The organism is Holophagales bacterium (assembly GCA_016719485.1).
GTDB lineage: Bacteria > Acidobacteriota > Thermoanaerobaculia > UBA5066 > UBA5066 > UBA5066.
The window spans coordinates 39,352-62,693 of sequence record JADJZB010000021.1 but is presented as its reverse complement, the minus strand read 5'-3'; the positions used below and the strand labels follow the sequence as shown (position 1 = coordinate 62,693).

16 protein-coding genes and 2 pseudogenes are annotated in these 23,342 nt (G+C 72.2%); 9 read left to right on the top strand and 9 right to left on the bottom strand.

What is annotated here, in order from left to right; all coding sequences use genetic code 11:
• Positions 1 to 10: 10 nt before the first annotated feature.
• The 4 genes and pseudogenes from IPN03_12165 to IPN03_12150 form a co-directional block, all read right to left on the bottom strand.
• A complete protein-coding gene (locus IPN03_12165) occupies positions 11 to 3,121 on the bottom strand; it encodes a hypothetical protein (protein ID MBK9374452.1) in 3,111 nt (1,036 codons plus the stop codon).
• Positions 3,122 to 3,647: 526 nt separating this feature from the next.
• A pseudogene (locus IPN03_12160) lies at positions 3,648 to 3,758 on the bottom strand (PE-PGRS family protein).
• Between the two features lie 338 nt (positions 3,759 to 4,096).
• Entirely contained in the window at positions 4,097 to 5,320 is a 1,224-nt protein-coding gene (locus IPN03_12155; GenBank protein ID MBK9374451.1) for an FHA domain-containing protein, read from the bottom strand.
• A gap of 2,794 nt (positions 5,321 to 8,114) precedes the next feature.
• A complete protein-coding gene (locus IPN03_12150) occupies positions 8,115 to 8,726 on the bottom strand; it encodes a methyltransferase domain-containing protein (protein ID MBK9374450.1) in 612 nt (203 codons plus the stop codon).
• A 40-nt stretch (positions 8,727 to 8,766) separates the two neighbouring features.
• On the opposite strand from IPN03_12150, the gene IPN03_12145 reads away from it, so the two are divergent.
• The 8 genes and pseudogenes from IPN03_12145 to IPN03_12110 all read left to right on the top strand — a co-directional run bounded on the left by IPN03_12145 (position 8,767) and on the right by IPN03_12110 (position 16,283).
• The gene (locus IPN03_12145; GenBank protein MBK9374449.1) at positions 8,767 to 9,360 is read left to right on the top strand and encodes a GNAT family N-acetyltransferase; all 594 of its coding nucleotides are present in this window, start codon (positions 8,767 to 8,769) and stop codon (positions 9,358 to 9,360) included.
• The gene (locus IPN03_12140) at positions 9,357 to 11,102 is read left to right on the top strand and encodes a bifunctional diguanylate cyclase/phosphodiesterase (protein MBK9374448.1); all 1,746 of its coding nucleotides are present in this window, start codon (positions 9,357 to 9,359) and stop codon (positions 11,100 to 11,102) included. The genes IPN03_12145 and IPN03_12140 overlap by 4 nt, the downstream gene beginning before the upstream one ends.
• 42 nt (positions 11,103 to 11,144) lie before the next feature.
• On the top strand, positions 11,145 to 12,011 hold the full coding sequence (locus IPN03_12135) for a CHAD domain-containing protein (protein MBK9374447.1): 867 nt from the start codon (positions 11,145 to 11,147) through the stop codon (positions 12,009 to 12,011).
• A gap of 11 nt (positions 12,012 to 12,022) precedes the next feature.
• A complete protein-coding gene (locus IPN03_12130) occupies positions 12,023 to 13,867 on the top strand; it encodes an alkaline phosphatase family protein (GenBank protein ID MBK9374446.1) in 1,845 nt (614 codons plus the stop codon).
• Positions 13,864 to 14,523 (top strand): hypothetical protein, encoded by a 660-nt coding sequence (locus IPN03_12125; protein MBK9374445.1) that lies wholly within the window; start codon positions 13,864 to 13,866, stop codon positions 14,521 to 14,523. The genes IPN03_12130 and IPN03_12125 overlap by 4 nt, the downstream gene beginning before the upstream one ends.
• Positions 14,524 to 14,534: 11 nt before the next feature.
• Positions 14,535 to 15,131, top strand: a complete 597-nt coding sequence (locus IPN03_12120) for a sigma-70 family RNA polymerase sigma factor (GenBank protein MBK9374444.1) — start codon at positions 14,535 to 14,537, stop codon at positions 15,129 to 15,131.
• Between the two features lie 7 nt (positions 15,132 to 15,138).
• Positions 15,139 to 15,630, top strand: coding sequence for a hypothetical protein (locus tag IPN03_12115; GenBank protein MBK9374443.1), 492 nt, complete (start codon positions 15,139 to 15,141; stop codon positions 15,628 to 15,630).
• A pseudogene (locus IPN03_12110) lies at positions 15,627 to 16,283 on the top strand (A/G-specific adenine glycosylase). Before IPN03_12115 ends, IPN03_12110 begins: the two are co-directional and overlap by 4 nt.
• Here IPN03_12110 and IPN03_12105 read toward each other — a convergent pair.
• Both IPN03_12105 and IPN03_12100 read right to left on the bottom strand, forming a co-directional pair.
• The gene (locus IPN03_12105) at positions 16,227 to 16,457 is read right to left on the bottom strand and encodes a hypothetical protein (GenBank protein ID MBK9374442.1); all 231 of its coding nucleotides are present in this window, start codon (positions 16,455 to 16,457) and stop codon (positions 16,227 to 16,229) included. The pseudogene IPN03_12110 and the gene IPN03_12105 overlap by 57 nt on opposite strands.
• An 18-nt stretch (positions 16,458 to 16,475) precedes the next feature.
• A complete protein-coding gene (locus IPN03_12100) occupies positions 16,476 to 17,270 on the bottom strand; it encodes a hypothetical protein (protein MBK9374441.1) in 795 nt (264 codons plus the stop codon).
• 43 nt (positions 17,271 to 17,313) lie between these two features.
• Here IPN03_12100 and IPN03_12095 point away from each other — a divergent pair, with 43 nt between their 5' ends.
• Positions 17,314 to 19,140: an O-antigen ligase family protein gene (locus IPN03_12095; GenBank protein MBK9374440.1), complete on the top strand. Its 1,827-nt coding sequence runs from the start codon at positions 17,314 to 17,316 to the stop codon at positions 19,138 to 19,140.
• On the opposite strand, the gene IPN03_12090 is transcribed toward IPN03_12095, so the two are convergent.
• Genes IPN03_12090 through IPN03_12080 form a run of 3 tightly spaced genes read right to left on the bottom strand, consistent with a single transcriptional unit; the run spans position 19,127 to position 23,105 of the window.
• Positions 19,127 to 20,467, bottom strand: coding sequence for a sugar transferase (locus IPN03_12090; protein ID MBK9374439.1), 1,341 nt, complete (start codon positions 20,465 to 20,467; stop codon positions 19,127 to 19,129). The two genes, IPN03_12095 and IPN03_12090, sit on opposite strands and share 14 nt — an antisense overlap.
• A complete protein-coding gene (locus IPN03_12085; GenBank protein MBK9374438.1) occupies positions 20,464 to 21,618 on the bottom strand; it encodes a glycosyltransferase in 1,155 nt (384 codons plus the stop codon). The genes IPN03_12090 and IPN03_12085 overlap by 4 nt, the downstream gene beginning before the upstream one ends.
• On the bottom strand, positions 21,615 to 23,105 hold the full coding sequence (locus IPN03_12080; protein MBK9374437.1) for a glycosyltransferase family 39 protein: 1,491 nt from the start codon (positions 23,103 to 23,105) through the stop codon (positions 21,615 to 21,617). Before IPN03_12080 ends, IPN03_12085 begins: the two co-directional genes overlap by 4 nt.
• Between the last annotated feature and the right edge of the window lie 237 nt (positions 23,106 to 23,342).

Here is a 23,342-nt window from a genome sequence, read left to right as displayed (position 1 = left end):
GTCGACGGCGTCAGCGGCCGGTTCCCGCCGAGGCCGGACGGAGGAAAACGTTCGCAGGGTCGCCCGTCACGAGGTTGATCTTGGAGACGAACGCCATGAAGACGCCGTCGCCGTCCATCTGCCTCACGACGACGCGGGCGTCGACGACCTCTTCCAGATCGAGCTTCATCAGGTCGCGGAAGAGCTCCCGGGAGATGTAGTCGCCGGCCTTCAGCGAAACGAACTGGATGGACAGCGGGACGAGCGCACCTGGCTGGTACACGCCGACGGCCACGGTCACCGGCGCGCCCCCGACCTCCTGGAGGATCAGGTTCGTCCTGTAGCGCGGCGAGGTCTCGGCCCCCTCGATGAGCGCCGTCCCGAGATTCGACTGGAACGAGGAGTAGCCGTGCCGGTACGAGTAGCCCTCCATGCCGGTCCGGAACTCCCCGCGCGACGGGTTCACGGTGTCCCTCGTGTAGGTCTCGGTCTGGACGTCGACGTCGGCCCAGGTGTATTCCCACCCCGCGGAGCCCTCCTGCCGGAGAGCGTCGACCGAAATCGTCCCCCAGACGTTCGCCTCGGCCGGTATGAGGAAGGCGTTCTCCAGGACGTCGTTGATCGAGATGGCGTTCTGCGCCGGCACGAAGACGGTGGCCGTCGCCGACGCTCCCTGCGGCAGGTTCCCGCTCTTGTCGATGAACCGTAGCCGGACGTTCCGCGATTCGGTGTCGTTCACGTTGGCCAGCGTCACCCGGGTCTTCCAGCGGGGGGCATTGCCCGAGGAGAGCGGCGCGCCCGTGACGTGGGCGACCGGGAAGAGCACCGGCTCGACCTCCTCGGCGTACGGGAGGGGACCGGACAGGCTACGGACCGACGCCGCCGCCGAGGAGGCAGCCGGGACGAGCGCCGCCCTCGAGACTCCGACCCGGAGCGAGGCGTCCTGCGTTCCCGAGTCGATCACCGTCGCAAACGGGACGACCGCGCCGCGTTCCCGTCCGAACGGGTCGATCACGCCCCGCTGGAACTCCAGCTGGGCCCACAAGCTCCCCGCCGTGATCGGTTCCGCAGGAAAGAGGTCCGCGTCGTTGATCTGGATCGACCCGAGCGCCGGGACGGTCACGTCGAGGCTCACCGCCTGACCGTCCTTCTGGATCGGGGTCCCGACGTTGTCGAACAGCCGGATCACGACCCGCGTCGCGTTCCCCGTCGTCTCCCTGAGGATCAGGTTCGTCCGCCTCGTGGCGTCGTGCCAGAGGCCGGAGACGATGAACGAGCGGTCGTAGGCGCTCGCTCCTTCTCCAGCCGCGACCGGACGCATCTCGAATCCGAACTCGCCCGTGGAGAGGATGGTTCCCTCGACGGCGGTCCCGAGGGCGGCCGTCTTGCCCGCGACGAGTGAGACGAGCGGCTTGTTGTTCACCATGGCCGTCGCGGAGAGGGTCGCGGCCGGAGAGCTGATGTCGAGCGAGCACGACCCCTCGTACCCGAACACCGTTCCGACGATGTTGCGGAAGCGCCGCGTCTCCCCCGCTCCGAGCGTGAAGACGAACTGCCGGACCCCCAGGGAGGTGTTCCCCTGCCCCGACGGCGTGAGCGTCAGGACGACCTGGATCGGGGAGAGGGCGTCGACGTTCGACAGCCAGACGTCGGAGGTGTAGCGCCCGATGCCGCGGACGTCGACGGCGTTCGGCAACGATGGGAACAGGAGCCGGCTCTTCATGAGGTAGAGAGGCGGCAGGTCGGAACCGTCGCTCGAAGGGCCGCCGCTTCCCGCGGAGAGGAGAGGCCCGTCGTCGATCACGCTGAGGCTCTTCGGGCTGCCGGGGTGGCCCGCGGTCACGACGGTGACCGTGGCCACCTCCGTCCCGATCGCGGCCCGGCGCTTGCCCCGGTCGACGCCGATCCAGACGGGACGTCTCTCCCCGGGGGCGAGCGGCCGATCCCACGTCTTCCCGTCGACCGCCTGGATGGTGATCCACTCCGCCGAGATCGACGTGACGATCGAGGCAGGGCGAGAGCCGGGGTTCACGAGGGTTCGCCGGAGGCCGTTGCCGAGCGCGTCGACGTCGGCCCCCTCGTCGTCCCAGCCGGCTGGCGCTTCGGCCGCCTCGGCGGCGCCGCCGACGTCGATCGGCACGCGCAGGACGACGCCCTTCGCGATGAGGGTGAGCTCCTCGTGGAGCGGCGCGGAGGAGTCGATGTCCTGCACCACCGTCACGCTCACCGAGGCGCTGTCGCCCGACTCGACCCGGAACGATCCCGGGTGAGCGACGACCGCCCCGCTGGCGCTCGAAGCGGTAACGTCGAGCGCCTCGCTGCCGGCGTTCCGGACGGTCAGCCTCGTCGACGGAGGGGCGTTCGCTCCCGAGGGCACGATGAATGGCTTTGGTGCAGAGACGAGAACGAGCGAGGAGGTCTTCGAGGTGCCGACGAGGACGCGGGCCGGCCTCGACCACGCACTGACCTCGCCACAGATGTTCTCCGTCCGGAGCTGGTAGAGGTACTCGCCGGGTCCGTCCGCGAACGCGGCGGTTCCCGTGTCGATCAGCGTCTCCTTGACGTCCCCGAAGCTCGTGGAGCGCCTGAGACGGAACCGGAGGCCCTGTGCTCCCCCCCCCGGCCCCGGCTGGCTGGCGTTCAGCGTGTCCCACGAGACGACGTACGTGGTGTACGCGGGAGGCGCCTCAGGGCTGACGGCCGGGGGCTCCACCTCGATGGGCGGGGCGCAGTAATCGGAGATCGTCACCGGCAGGACCGTAGACTCGACGCGAACGGCGGTCGGCCCGGCGCAGAACGACTGGACGGCGACGCGGTGGTAAAGCGTCCGAGCCGCCCCCAGCGGAGGGCCGTAGGCCGTGGAGATCCCCCTCGTCTTGAACCCCTCCACGCCCTTGGCGAACGCCGGGTCCTCCGAGCGTTCGACGACGAAAATGTCAGCTGGACCCGTCGGCCGGTCCGCCAGGACGTTCGTCCACGAAATCGTGTAGCCCTCGAAGCGGTTGACGACGGCCGGCACCGAGAGGCTGGGCCTGTCGGGCGGACAGGCTGCGGCCGCCCCCGTGGCGGAAGCCGCCGGGAAGGCCAGCAGGACCCCGGCCGCGCCAATGGCGGCCCGGATCGAAGCGAAGTTTCGCGGCATCGTCGTCATCCCCTCTGCACGCCGCGCCGTTAGACTCGACGCGTCGTGCCTTCATGAAGTGTCGGTTGACCCGGTCCACCTCACGCATCCGGCTCGTCCGGGGCGCCCTGACGGCCTCCCTGGCCCTGGTGGCACTCCTGCCACGGCCGGGCCTGCCGGCACCGCAACAACCCATTTTACCCCCCGATTCCGCCGCTCGCCCGTTTCTGGAGGGAAGGGAGCTCGTCGGGAGGGGAAGGTACGCCGAGGCGATCCCGAAGCTCGAGAAAGCGCTCGATACGGGCCACGAGAAGCCCCAGGAGAGCTTCGGGACGAGCCGTCACGCCGTCGACTTCTACGATCCCCACTACTGGCTGGGCGTTGCGCTCATGGAGACGGGCCAGGAGACGCGGGCCCTGGCCCACCTCCGCTCGTCGGCCGCGGGCGGCACTTTCCCGAACCGGCGTGAGACCGAAGACAGGTCACGGCGCATCGCGGAACTGGTACGACGCGAAGCGGCCCGAAACGAGCCCCCGCCCCGGGAGTCGGCGCCGGCGCCGCTCCCCTCCCCGACGCCGGCACCGCCCGCTCCGACGGCCGGGCCCGTCCTGCCGGTTCCGATTCTCGCCGCGACCCCGCCGGCAGACCCTTCCCCGGTCCCGATCCCGGGCGCTGGGGACCCGAGAATCGTCCCCGCTCCTCCTCCCCCGCGTCTCGGCGCGGCCCTCGCCGCCCTCGCCGCCGGCGATTTCGATCGGGCGGCCGCGCTCGTTCAGGCCGAACGGCGCCGCAGCCCGGGGGCGCGCGAGCTCGACCTCGTCGAGGCTTGCGCGCTCGGTGGCCGGTACGTTCTGGAAGGCCGTCGCGACGCGGCCCTCCTCGGAGCCGCGCGCGCGAGCCTGGCCGCGTTCCGTCGGAAAGGGGGAGCGGCCCGGGCGGAGGCGACCCTCATCTCGCCGACCCTTCGCACTCTCCTCGAGCCGAAGTGATCCCCGCTCAGGGCGTCCGGACGACCCTCGTCCCGGCGACGAGGTCGTGAAGCGCCCGGCGGTCCTTCCGGAAGAGGACGAGGAGATATCCGACACCCAGGAGCGCGCCGGAGAGGTTCCACGCGAGGAACCGGGCGATCGCGCTCTTGAGCCCGATGCCGGGAGCGGGGACCGGCGGCCCGGTTGCCACGACCGACAGCCTCAGGAGAGCCTTCCCGGGCGTCCGCCCCGTCCGGGCCCAGCCCCCGATGACGTACCAGAGATTCGCCCCGAGGATCATCACGCCACAGCCCGCGAGAATGCCGAGGAAGGCCCAGTCGCGCAGGAGGTCCGCCGATTGGAAAGCCTCCCGGAAGAGCAGGACGAGAAAGACGGGGGACAGGAGGAGGAGATTCAGCGCGAGAAGGATGATCGCGTCGACGAGCGTCGCCAGGACGCGCGGAAAGAACCCGGCAGCCTCGCGTCCCGTCGCCTCGCGGTACGCCGGCGGCACCGGCTTGCGGACCCGGATCGCCGGGGCCGGTCGTTCCACGGACGGAGGGACCCTCGAGCTCCGAATGGGGAACTGCGAGAGGGTGGCATCGGCCGGCCGTCTGGGAGGGGCCGCCGGAGCCGCTGACTGCGCGGGCGCCGGTGAGGGAGGTGGCTCGTCCACGAGGGGAAGATCGAGAGGTGGCCGCTCGTTGACTCCGGAGCTGTGAACGGCGGCGAGAGCGGCGGATGCGACCACGGCGGGAGAGGAGCCTCCACGGGCGGCATCGTCCACACCCCGGAAAAGGTCGTCGGCGGAGATCTCCAGGGGTGACGACACCTCGAGCTCCGCGGCGGCCGGGGCGGGGGGAGCGGGTGGGGATTCGGTTCCCGGGCCGTTCGAATCCGGCAGCCCCTCGACCGCCGACGGGGTCAGGAGCGCCGTTCTCTCGACCGGACCGGTCGGTTCGAGGAGCCGGTACTCGAGGACGGCGGCACCCACCTGAAGGCGATCTCCGCTCCTCAGGATCGTCTCGTTCAGGATCCGCCGCCCCGCGACGAACGTTCCGTTCGACGAGTTCAGGTCCTTGAGGACGGCCGTCCCGTTCGAGAACGAGAGGAGCGCGTGACTCCTCGAGACGGACTCGTGGTCGACGCGGACCGTCGCGGAGCGGGACCGGCCGAGCGTGACTTCTCCTTCCGAGAGCTCGATCTCCCGGCCGTCGACGACGAGGATGTAGCGGTGCGCGTCTGCGGACACGACGGCGCCGATTGTAGGCGAGCCGGGAGTGCCGAAGTGCCCCTGAGGGCCCCGGCCGTCGGCGTCTCCCCCTCCGAGAGGAGCTTCGCGACGGTCCCGGCGAAGACGACGCGCCCCCCGTCCTTCCCCCCGCCGGGCCCCAGCTCGAGGAGCCAGTCGGAGGCGAGGAGAAACGCGGGGTTGTGCTCGACGGCGACGACGGAGTGGCCGGCCGAAAGGAGCCGCCGGAAGACGGCGAGGAGGACACCGACGTCCCGGGGGTGGAGCCCGGTCGTCGGTTCGTCGAACAGGAAGAGGGTCGGCTTCACGGCGGTCCCCGCCTTCAGGAACGACGCGACCTTCAGGCGCTGCGCCTCGCCTCCGGAGAGCGTCGCGGTCGACTGGCCCAGACGGAGGTATCCGAGGCCCGCCTCGGCGAGCGGCGCCAGCCGCGAGGTGATCGCCGGAAGGTCGGCGAAGAGCTCGAGCGCCTCGTCGACCGTCGTTCCGAGAAGCTCGTGGACGTTTCGCCCTCGCACCCTGACGTCGAGGACGTCGGGCGAGAAGCGGCGCCCGTCGCAGGCGTCGCAGACGACGGAGACGTCGGCGAGGAACTGCATGTCGATCGTGACGACGCCCGAACCCTCGCACGTCTCGCAGCGCCCGCCGACGGCGTTGAAGCTGAAGCTTCCCTTCGTCAGCCCCGCGGCGCGGGCGGCCGGGCTCCGGGCCCAGAGGGCGCGCACCTCGTCCCAGGCCTTCGTGTAGGTCGCCGGGTTCGACCTCGCGGAGCGGCCGAGGGGAGACTGGTCGACGAGGACGACGTCGTGAAACGCCGAGAGCCCCTCGATCCGGTCGTGGGCGCCGCGCTCGAGCCCATCGGCCTCCTTCCGCCCGAAGGCACGGAGGGCGCCCGAGGCGAGGACGTCGACGACGAGCGAGGATTTTCCGGACCCCGACGGTCCGCAGACCGCGGCCAGGACTCCGGTGGGAATCTCGACCGTCACGTCCGACAGGTTGTTCGCGCGCGCCCCGACGATGCGCAGGACGCCTCGCGGATACGGCGCGGGCCGCTCGGCCACGCTCGCAGTCATCGCCCGAAGCGCCTCACCCGTGGCGGTCCCGGCCCTCTCGAGCGCCTCCGGCGTACCCTCGAAGACGAGCCGGCCGCCGTGCGCGCCGGCGTGAGGTCCGAGGTCGATGACGTGGTCGGCCGCGCGGATGACGTCGAGGTCGTGCTCGACGACGCAGACGGCGTTTCCGGCGTCGGCGAGGCGCCGGAGCACGCCGAGGAGGCGCGCCGTGTCGCACGGGTGGAGACCGACGGTCGGCTCGTCGAGGACGTAGAGCGTCCCGGTGAGCGCGTTGCCGAGCGCGGAGCCGAGCTGGACCCTCTGCGCCTCTCCGCCGGAAAGGGTTCGCACGGTCCTCGCCAGCGAGAGGTACGAGAGGCCGACGTCGACGAGGGTCCCGACGCGATTCACGAGGTCCGCCACCAGCGAGCCGCCTCTCGCCCTCTCCTTCACGCCGAGAGGAAGCCCCCGAAGCCTCTCGAGGAGCTCTCCGAGGGGCAGCGCGCAGAGCTGGGGCAGCGTCGCGCCGCCGACCCGCACCGCACGCGCCTCTGGGGTGAGGCGCTCCCCGAGGCAGTCCGGGCAGCGCTCGTAACCGCGGTACCTCGCGATCATCACGCGGACGTGCACCTTGTAGCGCTTCGTCTCGAGGTACGAGAAGAGCCCCTTCACCCCGTACCAGTCGCCGTCGCCGTCCCAGACGAGCTCCCGCTCCCGCGCCGTCAGCTCGTTCCACGGCACGTCGCGGCGAATCCCGAGCCGCCGGCAGGCCCGGGCGAGGTCGGGGTAGGCGCTGGCGTAGGCCGGCGTGTTGAACGGCGCGAAGGGTCGCTCGCGAAGAGTGAGTCCGGGGTCGGGGAGGACCTTCGACGCGTCGAGCCCCGCCACCCGTCCGAAGCCCTGGCAGGTCCGGCAGGCGCCGCGCGGCGAATTGAAGGAGAAGTGGGCCGGCGTGGGCTCCTCGAATCGGCGGCCGCAGGAGTTGCACGCGAGACCGCGCAGGAAGCGGAGCTCGCGCCCGGTCGAGGCTTCCCGTACGAGAAGCTCGCCCTCCCCGACGGAGAAGGCGCCGTCGATCGACGCCGCCAGCTCCGGGTCGCCCGGGCAGAGGACGTGCCGCCCGACGACGAGCCTCACGAGGGAGTCCTCCCCGGCGGGAGGAGGCGCTCCGGCGTCGAACGAGACGACGCTCCCGTCGGCGGCCACGGCGCGGAAGAGACCCGAGCGGACCCAGAGCGGCGCGCGCTCCGCCAGCCCCACGGCGGGTCGCGGCGCCAGCACGAGGACGCGCGCCCCCTCGCCGAGCCCTGAGAGGAGCGCCTCCATCACGTCTCGCGGGGACTCGCGGCGCACCTCCACCTGGCACTCGGGACAGACGACGGTTCCCGCCGCGGAGAACAGGAGCCGGAGGACGTCGTGGATCTCCGTCGCCGTCCCCACCGTGGAACGGGCCGAGCGCGCGGGCGCCTTCTGCTCGATGGCGAGCGCCGGCAGGAGGTGGTCGATCCGGTCGACGTCGGGCCTCTCCATCCTCTCGAGGAACTGCCGTGCATACGTCGACATCGACTCGACGAATCGCCTCTGTCCCTCCGCGTAGAGGGTGTCGAAGGCCAGGGACGACTTCCCCGAACCCGAGGGCCCCGTCACGACGGTGATCGCGCCGATCGGGATCCGGCAGGTGACGCCCTCGAGGTTGTGCGTCCGCGCACCCGCCACCTCGATGGCCAGGGGGGCCTTCCGCCTCATCGGCGCGTCAGGACGACCAGCTGGTTCAGGCCCGCGAGGAAGCGCGCGTAGGACGTCAGCACGAGCCCCGCCGAGGCTGCGGCCTTCTCCAGCGCCACGCGGTCGAGGAGCGCTTCGTGCTCCTCGTCGGCGTGGCGCGAAAGGAGGCCGAGGCGGGCCCCGGCCTCGAGAGGCAGCCGCCCGAGCGGATGGGGTGTCGTCGCCAGGACACGTCCGCCCGGGGCGAGGAGAGCCGCGGCGCGGGAGAGCGCGCGGGCGGGGGACGGCAGGTGCTCCAGGATCGCGAGCATCAGGATCACGTCGTACGGCGAGCCGGCGACGACCTCGGTCGGTGGCTCCCCGGAATCGACGTCCCAGGACGTGAAGGCCGCCTCGGGGTGCCGCTGCCGCATCTCGGAGAGAACGAGGGGGTTGCGATCACATCCGACGTACGACGGAAAGCGGGCGGGCAGATCCGTCAGGCCGCACCCCAGGTCGAGGACCCGGTCCCCCCGTGAGGTGTGGGGCAGGGCCACGGCCAGACGGGCGCGCTGGACGCGCCGCGTCAGGAGGCCGAAATAGGGGGCGAGGCGTGAGCCGCTCGGGGCGGCGTCGTCGGAACGGGCCATCGGGTTGTGGGTCCGCGGCTCCCGTCGCGGCGCGCCCTGCATGATATCCGCCCTTCTCGCGCCGCGAAGCCGGCGATGGCCGTGCAGATTCGACGCGAGGCGCGATAATCCCCCCGTCGTGACCAGCGGACCCGCGATCTCGCTCCGACCCGCCGCGCGGGAGGACGTCCCCGTCGTCGCGGGACTCATCCGCGCGCTCGCCGAGTACGAACGTCTCTCCGCCGAGTGTTTCGCCGACGAGGCCGCCCTCGAGTCGCACCTCTTCGGGCCTCGCCCCTACGCGGAGGTCCTGATCGCGGACGTCGACGGCGAGCCGGCCGGGTTCGCCCTCTTCTTCCACAACTACTCCACGTTCCTCACGAAGCCCGGCATCTACCTCGAGGATCTCTTCGTCGTCCCCGGACGGCGGGGCCTCGGGCTCGGCAGGAGGCTCCTCGCCGCGCTCGCCGCGCTCGCCGTCGAGCGGGGCTGCGGCCGGCTGGAGTGGAGCGTCCTGAAGTGGAACCAGCCGGCCATCGGGTTCTACGAGCGGCTCGGCGCCGTCCCGATGGAGGAGTGGCAGGTCTACCGGCTGACCGGCGGACCTCTCCTCGCACTCGCGGACGCGGCGAAACCAGGCCCGGGAGCCGCGTGAAGGAGCGCCGCCGCCGCCAGGGATACGACACGGTCGCCATGTCGAAGGCGGCCGTCACGGCCCTCTCCCTCGAGGCCTCCGTCTTCGACGGGTGCCCGGATCCGCTCGCGATCTTCGAGCCCCGCGGCCGCCTGATCGCGGTGAATGCCGCAGCGCGCACGGAGGGAGCGCCCGATCCGGCCGGAGCGGAGGAGGCACTGGGCCAGCTCCTCCCCTTCTGGGGCGACAGCGAGACGCGCGATCGGCTCCTGTCCGCCGCGCTCGATCCGAACGGCGCCTCGAACGTCGAGGTCCGCGTCACGTTCGAAGACAGCGCGAGGAACAAGGTCTTCTGGGTCTCGGCTCGCAGGCTCGGAGACTCCGAGCCCGCCCTCCTCGTCGCCTCTGCGCGAAACGTCTCCGCAGCCCACGCCCTCACCCGGGAGACCGCCCGGAACGAGACCCTCGCCTCGACGCACGCCTCCCGCGACCCCGTCACGGGATTCGTCACCCGCGCGGCGTTCCAGGAGCTTCTCGAAAAGGCGATCGAGCACGCGAACCGCGGCAAACGCCCGCTCGCCCTGCTCTTCTTCGACCTCGACGACTTCAAGGCCCTGAACGACACGCACGGGCTCGCAGCGGGAGACGAATACCTGCGCCGCCTCGGCGAAGCCCTCAGCCTCGCCCTGCGCCCCGGCAGGGTCTTTGCCCGCCTGGGAGGCGACGAGTTCGGCCTGCTCTCCCCCGACACGACCTCGGCCGAGGCGGCCCTCGAGGCCGACAACCTCGTCCGGTTCCTGACGGAGTTCTCACCGACGTTCGAGGGGCGGAGGCTCCAGATCACCGCGAGCGTCGGTGTCGCGGTCTACCCCGCGCACGGCCAGCGCGCCTCGGATCTGATGCTCGCGGCCGACCTCGCCATGCACCAGGCGAAGGCGCGCGGGCGCGCCCGCTTCATCCTCCACGACCCGAACGCCAGGGAGAGGGAACGGATCGGCCTCCTCAGAGGGCAGGCCGACCGGATCCGCATCGGGCTTTCCGCCGGCCGGTTCGTGCCGCTCTTCCAGCCGATCTCCGAGGTCTCGACGGGGCGCATCGTCGCCGCCGAGACCCTGGTGAGGCTTCGGGAGGAGGACGGCTCCCTCACGAGCCCCGACGAGTTCCTCGACGCGGCGGAGCGCTTCGGATTCGTCACGGCCATCGACCGGGTCGTCATCGGGAGCACGTTCGACGCCCTCATCGCCGCCCGGAAGAGGATCTCGCCCGACCTCGAGGTCTCCATCAACCTCTCCGGGCTCGACTTCGAGGACGACGCGCTCGTGGCCGACATCTCGCGCCTCGCCCGCCTCAAGGGAATCCGTCCCTCGCGCATCACGTTCGAGATCACGGAAACCGCCGCCCTGCGCGACCTGGGGCGCGTGCAGGACTTCACGAACGCCCTGACGTCGGAGGGGTTCAAGTTCGCACTGGACGACTTCGGCGTCGGCTTCTCCTCGTTCCGGTACCTGCGCGACCTGCCGATGTCGACGCTCAAGTTCGACCAGAGCTACGTGCGCGACCTGCCGCTCAAGATGGAGAACCGCGTCTTCGTCCGCGGCATCGCGGAGATCTGCCGCGGCTTCGGCGTGAAGACGGTCGCCGAGGGCGTCGAGACTCCGGAGATCCTGACGATCCTGCGCGAGCTCGGAGTCGACCGCGCACAGGGCTACTACATCGGCCACCCCGCGCTCGAGCTTCCGGCCCGTCCCGGCGAACCGGGCTGAACCTTCACACCTCGGGGCTACGATCGCGGTCGGAGGTCTCTCTTGCCAGCGCCCCGACCGCTTTCGATCCTCGGCCTCCTCGAAGAGGCTCTCCCTGCCCAGGGCGAGAGGCTCCGAGCGCTTGCCGGCCGGGCGAAGGCCGGCGGGGACGAGGACCTCGTCCACGACCTCAGGGTCGCGCTGCGCCGCGCGGAGGCCCTCGCGCGCCTCTTCCGGGGTGCTCCCCGGAAGGGTGACGGCGAGGTACCCCGGGCGTCGGCCCGCAAGCTCCGCCGCCGGCTCTCGGTCCTCCGGTCAGAGGAGGTCGGCCGGGCGCTCCTGGCATCTCGGGCGGAGGCGGCGGCCTCTCTGCCCATCGGGCTCGTTTTTCCGGGTGAGCTGCCGACCGTCCGCGTCGACGCGGGTGAAGTTGCTGCCGTCGAGCGGGCCGTCACACTCTGGAAACGGAAGCTCGTGTCGACCCGCGGTGGCGCCTTCGCCCCACGCGTGGAAACGCAGACCGCGATTCTGCGCAAGACCCGCCGCAGGCTCGTCCGGCTCATCCGCAGGCTCTCGGCCCTCCTCCCCCCGGACGGCCGCACGCTCCACGCCGCCCGGATCGCCGCGAAGAGGCTCCGCTACGCCCTCGAGGTCGTCGAGCCGCTCGATCCCGGCATCCGCCCGCTGCTTCGCCTCCTCCGCGCATTCCAGGACGCCGCGGGAGACTTCCACGACCTCGCGGAGCTCGCTGCGACCGTAGGCGCCGTCGCGGCAGGAGACGGCGAGGACCGCCTCGCTCTGGCGCTTGTGGCGCGGAACCTCGAGGCCGACGCCGGCCGCGCTCTGGCGGCCGCCCGAAGGCGAGGCTCGGCTCTCGAACGCCCTGTCCGCCGGCTGCGCCAGTCCCTCGAAGACCTCGAGACGCGGTAGGCTAGCCAGGAATGTCCCGCGCCCGCCCGCACCCCATCCTCGCTCCGGCCCTCGTCGCCATCCTCCTTCCGTCGAGCCTCCCCGCGGCGCCTCCTCCCGAGCCACCGCACCGCGTCGTCCTCGTCTCGTTCGACGGCGCGGGTGCCGCCGAGTACGGCCGGCAGCGCGATGCGCTCTCTCCCGACGGCTTCCGCCGCGCCGAACGCGAGGGGCTCTCGGCGGAACGCCTCCAGACGGTCACGCCGTCACTCACGGCCGTCGTGCACGCGTCGATCTCGACCGGGGCGCTTCCGGAGACGACGGGCATCGTCTCGAACACCTACTGGCCCGCCGGCGGACCGCTCAAGGCTCGCGTCGACGGATTCGAGGCCGAGCCGTCCGTAGAGACGCTCTGGGAGGCCCTCGCCCGCCAGGGTCGCCGCGTCGCTGCCCTGAGCTGGCCCGGCGTCACCGGGCGCACATCCCGTACCAGCACGCCCATCGGCCTTCGATGGGCCAGCCTCCGCTCACCCGGCTTTCTCTGGACGGGCCCCGAGGCCGGGGCCGCCTTCCCGGATGCGGCCATCGCCCTGCCTCCCGAGGTGAAGAGCTGGTCGCCACCCCGGCTGGTGCGCGTCGAGCCGTCGCCTGGCCGGGAGAACGGCACGGCCCGGCCCCTCGCCTTCGTCCTCCTCGACACCCGGGACGACGGCCGGCGCGAGTACGACGCGCTCGCTGCGCTCGACGCCGAGGGAGGGTTCGCCGGCCGGCTCCGCGCGGGAGACTGGCTCGCTCTCCCCGAGCCCGGGGACGGCATCGCACGGCGCGGCCGCTGGGTCAAGCTTCTCAAGCTCTCCCCCGACGCCTCCTCGGTCGCCCTCTACGTCGGTGGCGTCGGGCAGACTGAAGCCTGGCCCGAGGACTTCCAGAGGACCCTCGACGAGCGTTGTGGCTTCTGGCCCGGTGAGCCCGACCACCGGCTTCTCGAAGGGCCCGATCCCGACGTGAAGACGTTTCTCGAGATGACCGGCCGGCTCTCGGCGTTCTTCGTCTCGGCCTACGAGGCGGCGGAGAGGCGCGGCGACTGGGACGTCCTGCTGGCCTACCAGCCGGTCCTCGACGAGGCCGGGCACGCCTTCACCCCTCCCCCGCCGGACCGGGCCGGGGCGCATCCCGACCGGGAGGAAAGGGCTGCGGCGGCCCTGCGCGAATCGTGGCGGATTTCGGACCGCGCCGCCGCGCGCTACCTCCGCTTCCTGGAACGCGGAGGGGACGTCGTCCTGGTCTCCGACCACGGCCTTCGCCCCGTGTGGCGATCCGTTTACCCTGCCGAGCTGATGAGGAGACAGGGATGGGTCTCCACGGACGTCCTCGCGGGCCGCGCCGTGGTGCGCCCCGACTCTCCTGCCGACGTCGCCGTTTCCGGCGGCACGGCGCTGCTCGTCCTCAACCGGGCCGGTGAGATGCCGGGCGGCGTCCTCTCTCCCGAGGAAGCGGCCGCGGTCCTCGCAGACATCGCCGCCTACTTTCGATCGCTCAGGGATGAGGCCGGCAAGCCCCTCTTCGAGACCGTCGCGCTCCGAGGCGAGGCCTCCACGATCGGCCTCGACCACCCGAACATCGGAGACCTCGTCCTCATCGCGGGGCCGGGAACGACCCTTAGTGCTGGGTTCCCGCGGCAGGGCGAATCCGCCCCGATCCTTCTTCCCGTCGACCTCACCGCGCAGCACGGCTTCGGGCCCGATCCCCAGGTCGACGGCATCTTCTTCCACGTGGGACCGGGCGTGGCCCAGGCACGCATACCGGTCGTGAAGGCCGTGGAGGTCGCGCCCCGCGTGACCGCGCGGATGGGGCTCTCTCCCCCGGGGGCGAAGTGACGCCTCCGGTTTTCGACGTTCCGCTCCTGCCGAGAACGGCCCGGCGCGGCGACGCCCAGGCCCGCCTGGATTTCCGCCCCCTCGGAGGACTCTGCGGGGAGCCTCCCGACGACCGCTCCACCCGCGTTGCGCTGGTGGGCGGAGTCCGTCACCTTCACGTACTTTTCGAGGTCGTCTCGGAACCTCCCCTCAGGGTGCTCGCGCTCCAGCCCCAGCAGAACGTCTTCGACGACGAGTGCGTCGAGCTCTACTGGGCCGACGCCGCCGAGCCCTCACGTTACCTGGAGGTCGTCGTCAACCCGGAAGGGACCCGCTACGCGGCCCGGGTCGCGAACCCCCACGCGAGCCGCGAGACGTGGCACCTCATGCGGGGAGTCCCGGTCCCCGGAATGAAGGTGAGGGTCGAAGGAGATCCGGTGAATGCCCGTCCGGCGGAGTGGGAGAGATGGCGCTGCTGGATCTCCGTACCCTGGTCCGTTCTCACCCCCCCCCTCCCGCGCCCCCGCCCGGGAGACGAGCGCCGCGGAAACCTGACGAGGATCGCGCGCGGCAGGACCGTCCGGTACGAGTCGCTCGTCGCGACGGGGCGAGCGAATCCCCCGGACTTCCACGTTCCGTCGGCCTTCGCGACATTCCGGTTCGTCGAAATCCTGTAACCTCGGTGCAGATGGAGCTCTCCTCGCCACCGGTCGTCCCCGAGCAGAGCCAGGCTGCGACTCCCGCGGATCTCGAGCTGATCGAGAGAATCCGTAAGGGTGAGCAGCCCGCACTCGACATCCTCTACAAGCGGTACTCCTCGCCCGTCTACTCGCTCGTCTGGAAGATCCTCCAGAACTCGGAGGAGGCCGAGGACGTCGCCCTCGACGTCTTCTGGCAGGTCTGGCGCCAGGCGGACCGGTACGACCCGGCGCGCGGCGCCCCGCCCGCCTGGATCTTCACGCTCGCCCGCTCCCGGGCCATCGACCGGCTCCGCTCCCGCAACCGGCGGGAGGACCGGACGATCTCCATCGACGACCCCAACGTCCATTTCGACCCGCTCGACGACACCGCGTCCCCCGACCAGGTCGTCTCCTTCCGGCAGAACCGGGACGCCGTGAGGGCGGCGATGGACAAGCTGTCGAACGTCCAGCGCGAGGCCGTCGAGCTCGCGTTCCTGAAGGGAATGACGCACGTCGAGATCGCCGAGAAGCTCGGCCAGCCGCTGGGCACGGTGAAAACCCGCATCCGCCAGGGGCTCATCCGGCTCCGCAAGCACCTCGACTGAGCAAGTGATGAACGCCATCTCCTCCTCGGATCCCCTCGATGCGTTCCCCGACGTCGTGGCGGCGCTGGCCCTCGCCCTGCCCCCGATCGCATCGCCTCCACGCCTCAAGGAGAGGCTCGATTCGCGGCTGAGGGCGTTCGCGCACGAGCGGGAGGCCTCCTTCAACCTCCTCTCGCGCCCGGCCGACCGCCTCCGCGAGCGCCTCCTCACCGGCCCGAAAGGCCACCGGCGCTCGAAGGGCCAGCCCCTCGCCCGCGTCGTCGTCTCGGCGTGCGGACGGGAGGCGGCCTTCTTCTGCTGGTACCTCCCGCCGCGCGAAGGCTTCACCCTCGTCTTCGAGCGCATCGACGGCACCGACGTGCCCGGCACCCGGTTCGACACCGACGGCTCCGGCGACGGCGAGGTCCCCTTCCTCACCCTTCCGCCCGGCCGTCCCCTCTCGTCGGTCACGCTCCGGCGCGCCGCGTCGGGCGAGACCGTTCTCGCCGCGAAGCTCTGAGCCCGCCCTTACCCTCCCGGCGCCTCGCGGCCCTCCGATCCGCGCTCCTCTCCTGGTACCGGCGCGAGCGCCGCGACCTTCCATTTCGAAGGACGCGGGACCCCTGGTCCATCTGGGTTTCCGAGGCGATCCTCCAGCAGACGACGGTCGCCGCGGGCGTCCCGCGCTGGACGAGCTTCCTCTCGCGCTTCCCCACCGTCTCCGCGCTCGCGGCCGCCTCGGAACGGGACGTCCTCGCGGAGTGGAGCGGCCTCGGCTACTACGCCCGCGCCCGCAATCTCCACCGCGCGGCCCGCCTCGTGATGGAGAGGGGAGGCTCGATTCCACGGACGGCCGAGGAGCTGCGCACCCTTCCGGGCGTCGGCCCGTACACCGCCGCCGCCATCGCCTCCATCGCGTTCGGCACCGCAGTCCCGGCCCTCGACGGGAACGTCGCCCGCGTCCTCGCCCGGCTCCACGCGATTCCGGGCGATCCCCGCGCGGGAGCGTCCCGGGCAGCCGTCGAGGCCGCCGCGACGGCATTCCTGAACCGGCGGTCTCCCGGGAACCACAACCAGGCCCTGATGGAGCTCGGAGCGCTCGTCTGCCTTCCGCGCTCACCCCGCTGCGACACCTGCCCGCTCGCCCGGGAGTGCCGGGCCCGTGCCTCGGGACGCACCGGGGATTTCCCTGCGAGCCGCCCGCGGAAGCCCACGGTCTCCGTCCGGCTCGCCGCCGGCGTCGCACGCCGGCGCGGGCGCCTCGTACTCCTCGAGGACGCCTTCCTCGTCCCCGGCCACCTCGTCGTTCCGCTCGTCGAGGTCGGGGCCGGGGACGACGCGGGGCACGCCCTGGAATCGGGGTGGCTACGCCTCGCCGGTCGCCCCGCGCAGCGAGTCGTCTTCCTGGGCACCGTCCGGCACACCGTCCAGGAGCGGCGCTATTGCGTCGACGTCTTCGAGGTGACCGAGGCGTCCCGGGGCGGCGAGGCACCGGAGAAGCCAGGCGCCCGGCGTCCGCGCCTCCTCCTCCCAACGGAGCTCGAGAGGGAGCCCAGGGGCGGAATCCTGTACAAGCTTCTCGCCCTCAGCGCTGCCGAGGCGGCGGGCTCTTCTCGCCCGGCACGAGCTCGTCGCGGTCCAGCTCCACCGAACGGAACGGTGGATGAAGCGGACCGATACGATGAACCGACGCTTGCCCTTGAGGCTCGACACGAGCCCCGTCATCCCCTCGAAGGGCCCCTCGGCGATCTTCACGACCGAACCTTCCTTCAGCCCCGGGTGGGCCCGAAGCGGGAGGCCCAGCGCCTGCAGCTGCCGCACCTGCTCCAGGTCGTGGCCGAGGCCCTCCTGGTCGAGGACCGCGAGGACCCTGACGCAGAGGTTCGTCTTCAGGAGCTCGAGCCGCTCGTGCTCCAGGTCGCCCCGGACGAAGACGTAGCCCGGGAAGAGAGGCAACCACGAGATCCGGTGCCGCGGATCCCGCCGGTTCTTGTGCTCCCGCAGCGGAAGGTAGAACGGGATCCTGCGCTGCCGGCACTCGCGCGCCAGCACCTTCTCCTGTCTCGACCGGACGTGCACGACCCACCAGGGGAATCGATCCGGGGTGAGGTCGAAGAGCGTCTCGGGAAGGAAGTCGGGCTCTCTCTTCAGGATGGGCACGGCCCACTCTACCAACCCGCCCGACAAGGCTATCCTCCCCACGATGTCCGGTCCCAAACGCGAGGGCCACCGCGCGGCGCTGGAGCTTCTCGCGCCTCTCGGGACACTCGTCGCGATCGCACTCCCGTTCTTCGTCCTCGTCCTCGCCTCGGCCGAGGCGACCCGCGAGGCCAAGCTCGCCGCGCAGTCGGCCGGCGCGATCCTCGTCCTCCTCGGCCTAGCTCTCGGGGGCCGCGGGATGGAGCCGGAGGCGGCGTGGAACGGCTCCGTGCGATGGGCAGGAACGGCCCTCGCCGCGTTTATCGCTCTCTTTCTCGTCTCCCTGGCTTCCGGACTCTTCCGCGACAGGGATCCGCTGGACGCTCTCCCGCTCATTCCGGCCCTCGCGCTCCTGGCCTGGGGAGCGACGGGACTCGGCGAGGCCACGGCTCGCCGGGCGCTCTCGCTGCTCGTCGCCTGCGGAGCCGTGACCGGTCTCCTCGCCACCCTCCAGCGTTTCGCGGGGCTCTTTCGGCTGCCGGTAGAGGCCCCCGAGGCGCGCTTTCACGCCACGGCGTGGATCGGGAACCCGGGCGACGTCGGCGCCGCGCTCGTGATTCCGGCGCTCCTCGCCGCCTCCTCCCTCGCGAGGGGCCGGAGGCGCCTCGCGTCCGGTACCGCTCTGGCCGCGTGCGCCTTCGGCCTCGCCTCCGCCGGAACGCTCGCCCCACTCGTCGCGTTCGCCAGCGGCGCCGCGCTCCTCGTGGCCCTCGACCTTCGCCGGCGCCTCCTGCCGGGACTCCTGGCGGGTGCAGCGGCCCTCGCCCTCCTCGTCGGAACGGGGGTCGCCTCGCGAGCGATGGAGAAGCTCGCCTCGGGCAACGTCGCCGAGCTCACCACCCAGCGGAACATCGGCATCCTGGCCGCGCTCGAGACGATCCGCGCGCACCCTCTCCTCGGCACCGGCCCGGGAGGCTTCTCCGCCGACTTCGTGAGAGCGCGGCTCGAGGCGGAAGAACGTACCCGGCGGCGACTCGTCCACCTCTCGTCTTCCTCCCACTTCGACAACGCACACTGTGACCCTCTCACCGTCGCCGCTGAGGCGGGCACCCCCGCCGCGCTGGCGCTGACGGCGGCCCTGGGCGCGCTCCTCGCGGGTCTCCTCGGCGCCGCGCGACGGGAACGGGGCGTCGCCCCCTCCGGCAATGGCGTCCCGGCCGAATCGCTCCTTCCCGCCCTCGTCGCTATCCTCGTCCTCTCTCTCGCCAACTTCCCGATTCAGATCGTTCCCGTCTCGGGGCCGTTCGCGTTCCTGGCAGGCCTCGCGCTGGCGCGCGCCGGCGGCCGCCTCGCGCCGCCCGTGCGGCCGGCCGCGAAGGCGGGCCTCGTCTTCGCCGCGCTTCTCCTGGCCGCCGGCGCGACGCTGCGCCTCGCCGGGGGCCTCTCGCTCGCGCGGGCCGAATCGGCCCTGAAGCTGTCTCCGTTCGCGGCCGGCGCCGAACGGAGGGCTCTCGTCGATTCCGCGCTCGCCGACGCGCGGCGCGCCGTCGCCCTGAGACCCCGCCTGGCCACGGCGCACCTCGCGCTCGGCTCGGCCCGCGCCGCCCTGGCCGACCTGGACGGCGCCGTTGCCGCCATGGGACGTTCCCTCGCGCTCGAGGAGCGCGCCGAGACGCTCCTGAATCTCGGACGCCTCGCGCTGGCGAAGGGGGACCGCGCCACTGCGCGCGCCTGTTTCGTCCGGGCCGTCTGGCTCTTTCCGAGGCTCGCGGCCGCCGTCCCGCCCGCGGGCGAGCCCGACGCCGTCGTCGCCGAGACGGCACGACTCGAGGCCGCGCTTCCCTCGGGCGGACCGCCCCCGCCCCTCCCCGGGTCCCTCAGATCCCGCTGACGCGCAGGACCGTCGTCACCGTTCTCGCCAGGACGAAGAGATCGAGGACGGGGCTCCAGTGGAAAAGGTAGCCGAGGTCGTACCGCAGCTTCACGTCGGGCTTGGTGGCGTAGGCGCCCATCACCTGCGCCAGCCCCGTGAGGCCCGGCTTCAGGAGGTGTCGGAGCCGGTAGAGCGGCTCCGCGGCCTCGTACGTCGCGACGAGCTCCGGCCTCTCCGGGCGCGGGCCCACGAGGCTCATCGCTCCGGAGAGGACGTGCAGGAGCTGGGGCAGCTCGTCGACGCGCGTCTTCCGAAGGAAGCGGCCGACGCGCGTCACGCGCTCGTCTCCCGGTCTCGCCAGGACCGGTCCCGTCTCCCGCTCGGCGTCTTCGCGCATCGTCCGGACCTTCCAGATCTCGAGCTCGCGCCCTCTCCGGCCGACGCGCCGCTGCCGGATCCAGGCCGGTCCCGGAGTCTCCAGCACGACCAGGAGCGAGACGAAAGCGACCGGCACGGCGGCGAGAACGGTGAGGGGAAGCCCGATCGCGAGGTCGAGCACGCGCCGGAAGGCCACGGCGCCGCCGGACGCCCCGCGCGCTTCCACGGGAGTCAGAGGGAGGTCGCCGAGGCTCCGGGTCGCGACGTGCGAGGCGACGACGTCGGCCAGGCCAGGGAGAAGCCAGAGCTCGAACCCGGCGGAGGCGCTTCGCTCGACGAGCGATGCGAAGGCCTCCCTCTCTCGCGGGCTGCCGGACGCCAGGACGACGTCCGTCGCGCCGCGAATCGGGCCGCGGGCGTCCCCTTCCGTCATCGCCCCCGCCGCGTCGGCCTCCCACGCCAGCAGCCGGTAGCCTGGCGCCTCGCCCGCCTCGAGCGCCGCGGCCGCGCGGCGCGCGTCCTCCCCCTCGCCCAGGACGAGGACCGAGCGCAGACCGGGTGGCAGGACCCGTTCCACGAGGCTCCTGAACAGGGCGTGTACCCCCCACGCCGCGGGAACGTAAAGGAGCACGACCGTTCGCGGGAGCGCACGGCCGAGCAGGAAGAACGCTCCGACGAGGAAGAGCCCCGCCAGCACGGCGGCGACGAGCAGGCCGCCTCGCTCGCGAAGCGTGACGAGAGGCTCGGACCAGGTCCCCGCGAGGACGTGGCCGAGGAGAGCCGCGATGGCGACGACGGCAAGCCAGGGCCACGGTTCGAGAGGCACCTTCTCGACCGGCAGGACCGACTCGGTCCACGGCAGCGGGACGATGCGCCGAAGCCAGACGACGGCGACGAACGCGGCGATCGCGCAGAGGGCGTCTCCCGTCGCGAGGAGGGCGCTTCGGCGGGCGCTTCCGTGTCTCACCGCTGCTCCGCGGCGCCGCGCAGGAGCCCCGCGAGACGCAGCCCGACGACCCGTCGGTCGGCGTGGGCGACGACGAACGCCCGCCCCCGCTCTCCCAGCGCCGCCGCCAGTCCGTCGTCCGACAGGAGCGTCACGACCTCCCGGGTGAAGGCCTCGGCACCGTCCGCCGTCCGCACCGGGGCCGCAACGCCGTCGAGGACGGCCCGCGACGCGGCCGCCGGTGTCGCCACGACGGCACAGCCGGCCTCGAGCGCCTCGTAGACCTTGATCGGTGTTCCGGTTCCCATGTCGACCGGTACGGCCGCAACGCGCGCCGTGCAGAGGAGCGCCCTCATGTCGGCCACGGGGCTCTCGAGCCGCACCCCCTCCGTCGCCGACGCGAGCCGGCGCAGGGCCCGCGGTGCATCGGCGCCACCGACGACGAGCTCGGCCCGCGGCACGCGGGCGCGCACCCCGGGCCAGATCTCACGGAGGAGCAGCTCGGCCGCCACGGCGTTCGGACGGTATCCCATCCGGCCGGTGAAGACGACGACGGGCCCGCGTTCGCGCGGCGGTGGCGGGCCGAGGTGAGCGCCGATGGCGATCGGCACCGTGCCCGCCGGGAGCACCCCGGCGTCGAACGGTGTCGTGGCGAGAAGAAGGCGCGCTCCGTGCGCCGCCTCGCGCTCCGCGCGCTCGAGACGCGGCGTCTCCAGATTCCAGTAGAGCCTTCGCCAGAGCGCCGGGTCGCGCTTCGCGATCTGCCGCGCGGCCTCCGAGAGCGCGTCGACGAAGTCGACGACGATGGCTGTGGCGGGCAGGAGGGCCGACACGCGCGGATGGAGGCGGGCCAGGAGAACGACGGCGAGGTCGAAGTCGCCCGTTCCTTCGAACGCCGCCTCCCACGGACCGTCGCAGAGCGCGGTCTGAAGCGGCCAGCCCCGAAGCGCCGCCTTTGCCAGGAAGAATGGCAGGAAGGTCTTCCGCAGCGGAACCGCCCGCACCTCGGCGGCCCCGCGGACGGCCGAAACCGATGCGCCGGCCGGTGCCCCGCCGACGAGCGTCACCCGGGCTCCGAGGGCCGCAAGCGCCTCCAGGTGCAGCTCGGCGCGCACGCGGTCCCCCGTGTGGCCCGTCCCGGGCAGACGGGGTACGACGAGGAGCGCCCTCACGACGGTCCGTCCGTGGCGGGAGGCTGGCCCAGGCCTCCCCTGGGGCCGATCGTCCAGACCTCGAAGACGCCGGCCGCCGCGACGCGCTCTCCGCCCGCCAGCGCGACCTCACCCAGGAGCACCCGTCCCGACCGGGTCGTCGGCGAGAGGACGAAGAACGTCCTCCCGGCCGTGGCGCCGACCACCGTGCCGGCCTCGGATTCGAGGCTCTCAACCGAGACCTCGGACTCCTCGTACCAGCCGGGATGGAGCGCGATCACCGCAGGGTAGAAGGTCACCCGTCCCGTCAGTCCTTCCCGCGCGAGCCGGTATGCGAGCTCCGGCCCCCACAGGCCGGCGGCGACGACACGGGCACCGGCGCGAACCTGCGGAGCGAGCGTCACCGCGAGCTCGGCCGCGGCCGTTGGCCTGAGCCAGCCTGGAATCGACGCAGCGAGGACGGCCGCCGCCGCCGGCCCGGCGGCCAGCGGCACGACGGTTCGCGCCTCGGCGAGAACGAGGGCGACGAAGGGAAGGAAGACGAGCGCGGTCCGATCGGCCAGGAGGGCCGAACGGTTGAAGAAGAGAAGCGGAACGAGGAGGACGAGCCCGCCGAGGAGTGGCGCCGCCGCCGGAACGCGGGCCCCGGCGCGCCTCCCGAGGAACGCCACGAAAAGGAGCACCATCGCGAGCGGTCCCAGGAGACGCGCGGGCACTGGCTCGACGGATAACCCGAGCCCGAGGTTCGCGGCAACCTGCAGCGCGCGCTCGCCGAGGGGCTGCGCCTCGGCCCACGCCATCGATGCTCGCGGCTGCCGGAGCGCCACCGGAAGCCACGTGGCCGCCAGCGCAGCCGCGAGGCCCGACGAGAAGAGGGCGAGGCTCCGGGCCCTCCCGCGGAAGAGCGCCCCCAGGAGCATCCCCGCGACAGGAAGGAGCGCGAGATAGTGCGTCAGGACCGCCAGCCCTGCGAAGAGCCCCGCGAGCGCCGCCGTCCTCCCGCGAGGCGTCTCTTCGAGCGCCAGGAGCCTCTCGAACGCCGCGAGCGCCAGGAGCGAGGCGAGCGCGTAACCGCGCCCCTCGGCACCCGACGCTGCCGCGAGCGGGAAGACGAGGAAGAGCACCGCCGCAACGGCGCCCGCGCGCGGGTCGCTGCAGCGACGGCCGATCCGGAGGAGGATCGGGACGTGCAGAACCGACGCACCGACCGAGAGGAACCGCACCACGACGTCCGCGGCCCCGGGCGTCGGGAACGGGAGGAGGAGGAGCCTGGCGACGAGGTAGTGGAGCGGAGGGCCCGAGTCGAGCCGGAGGGCCGCCAGGAGATCGGGGAGGGAGCGGCGCGCCAGGGTCAGCGTGAAGATCTCGTCGGCCCAGAGGGGCCTCAGAAACGCCAGGACGAGACGCACCGCGACGCCCGCGAGAAGCGCCGACACGAAAAGGAGCCGCAACCGGGAGCCGGCCGGCCCGTCCCACGCTCCGTCCGTCCGGGCGATGCCCTCCCTCACGCCGCGACTTTCGGGCCGCCCCCCTGGGAACGCAAGTGTCCCAGGCCATCCGGACCAGTTCGGTCCGAATCGAGAACATCAGTACCCGACTTGCCCTGATTCAAAACACCTCTACCTCGACAAGCCTGTCACCGCGGACTAGCATTCCCAAGGGGTATTTCCCTCTTGATTCCGATTCACCTCTCTCAGTGCGTCCTCGTCCGCCTGGCTGCGGCCAGGTTTTTTGTTGGCACCCTG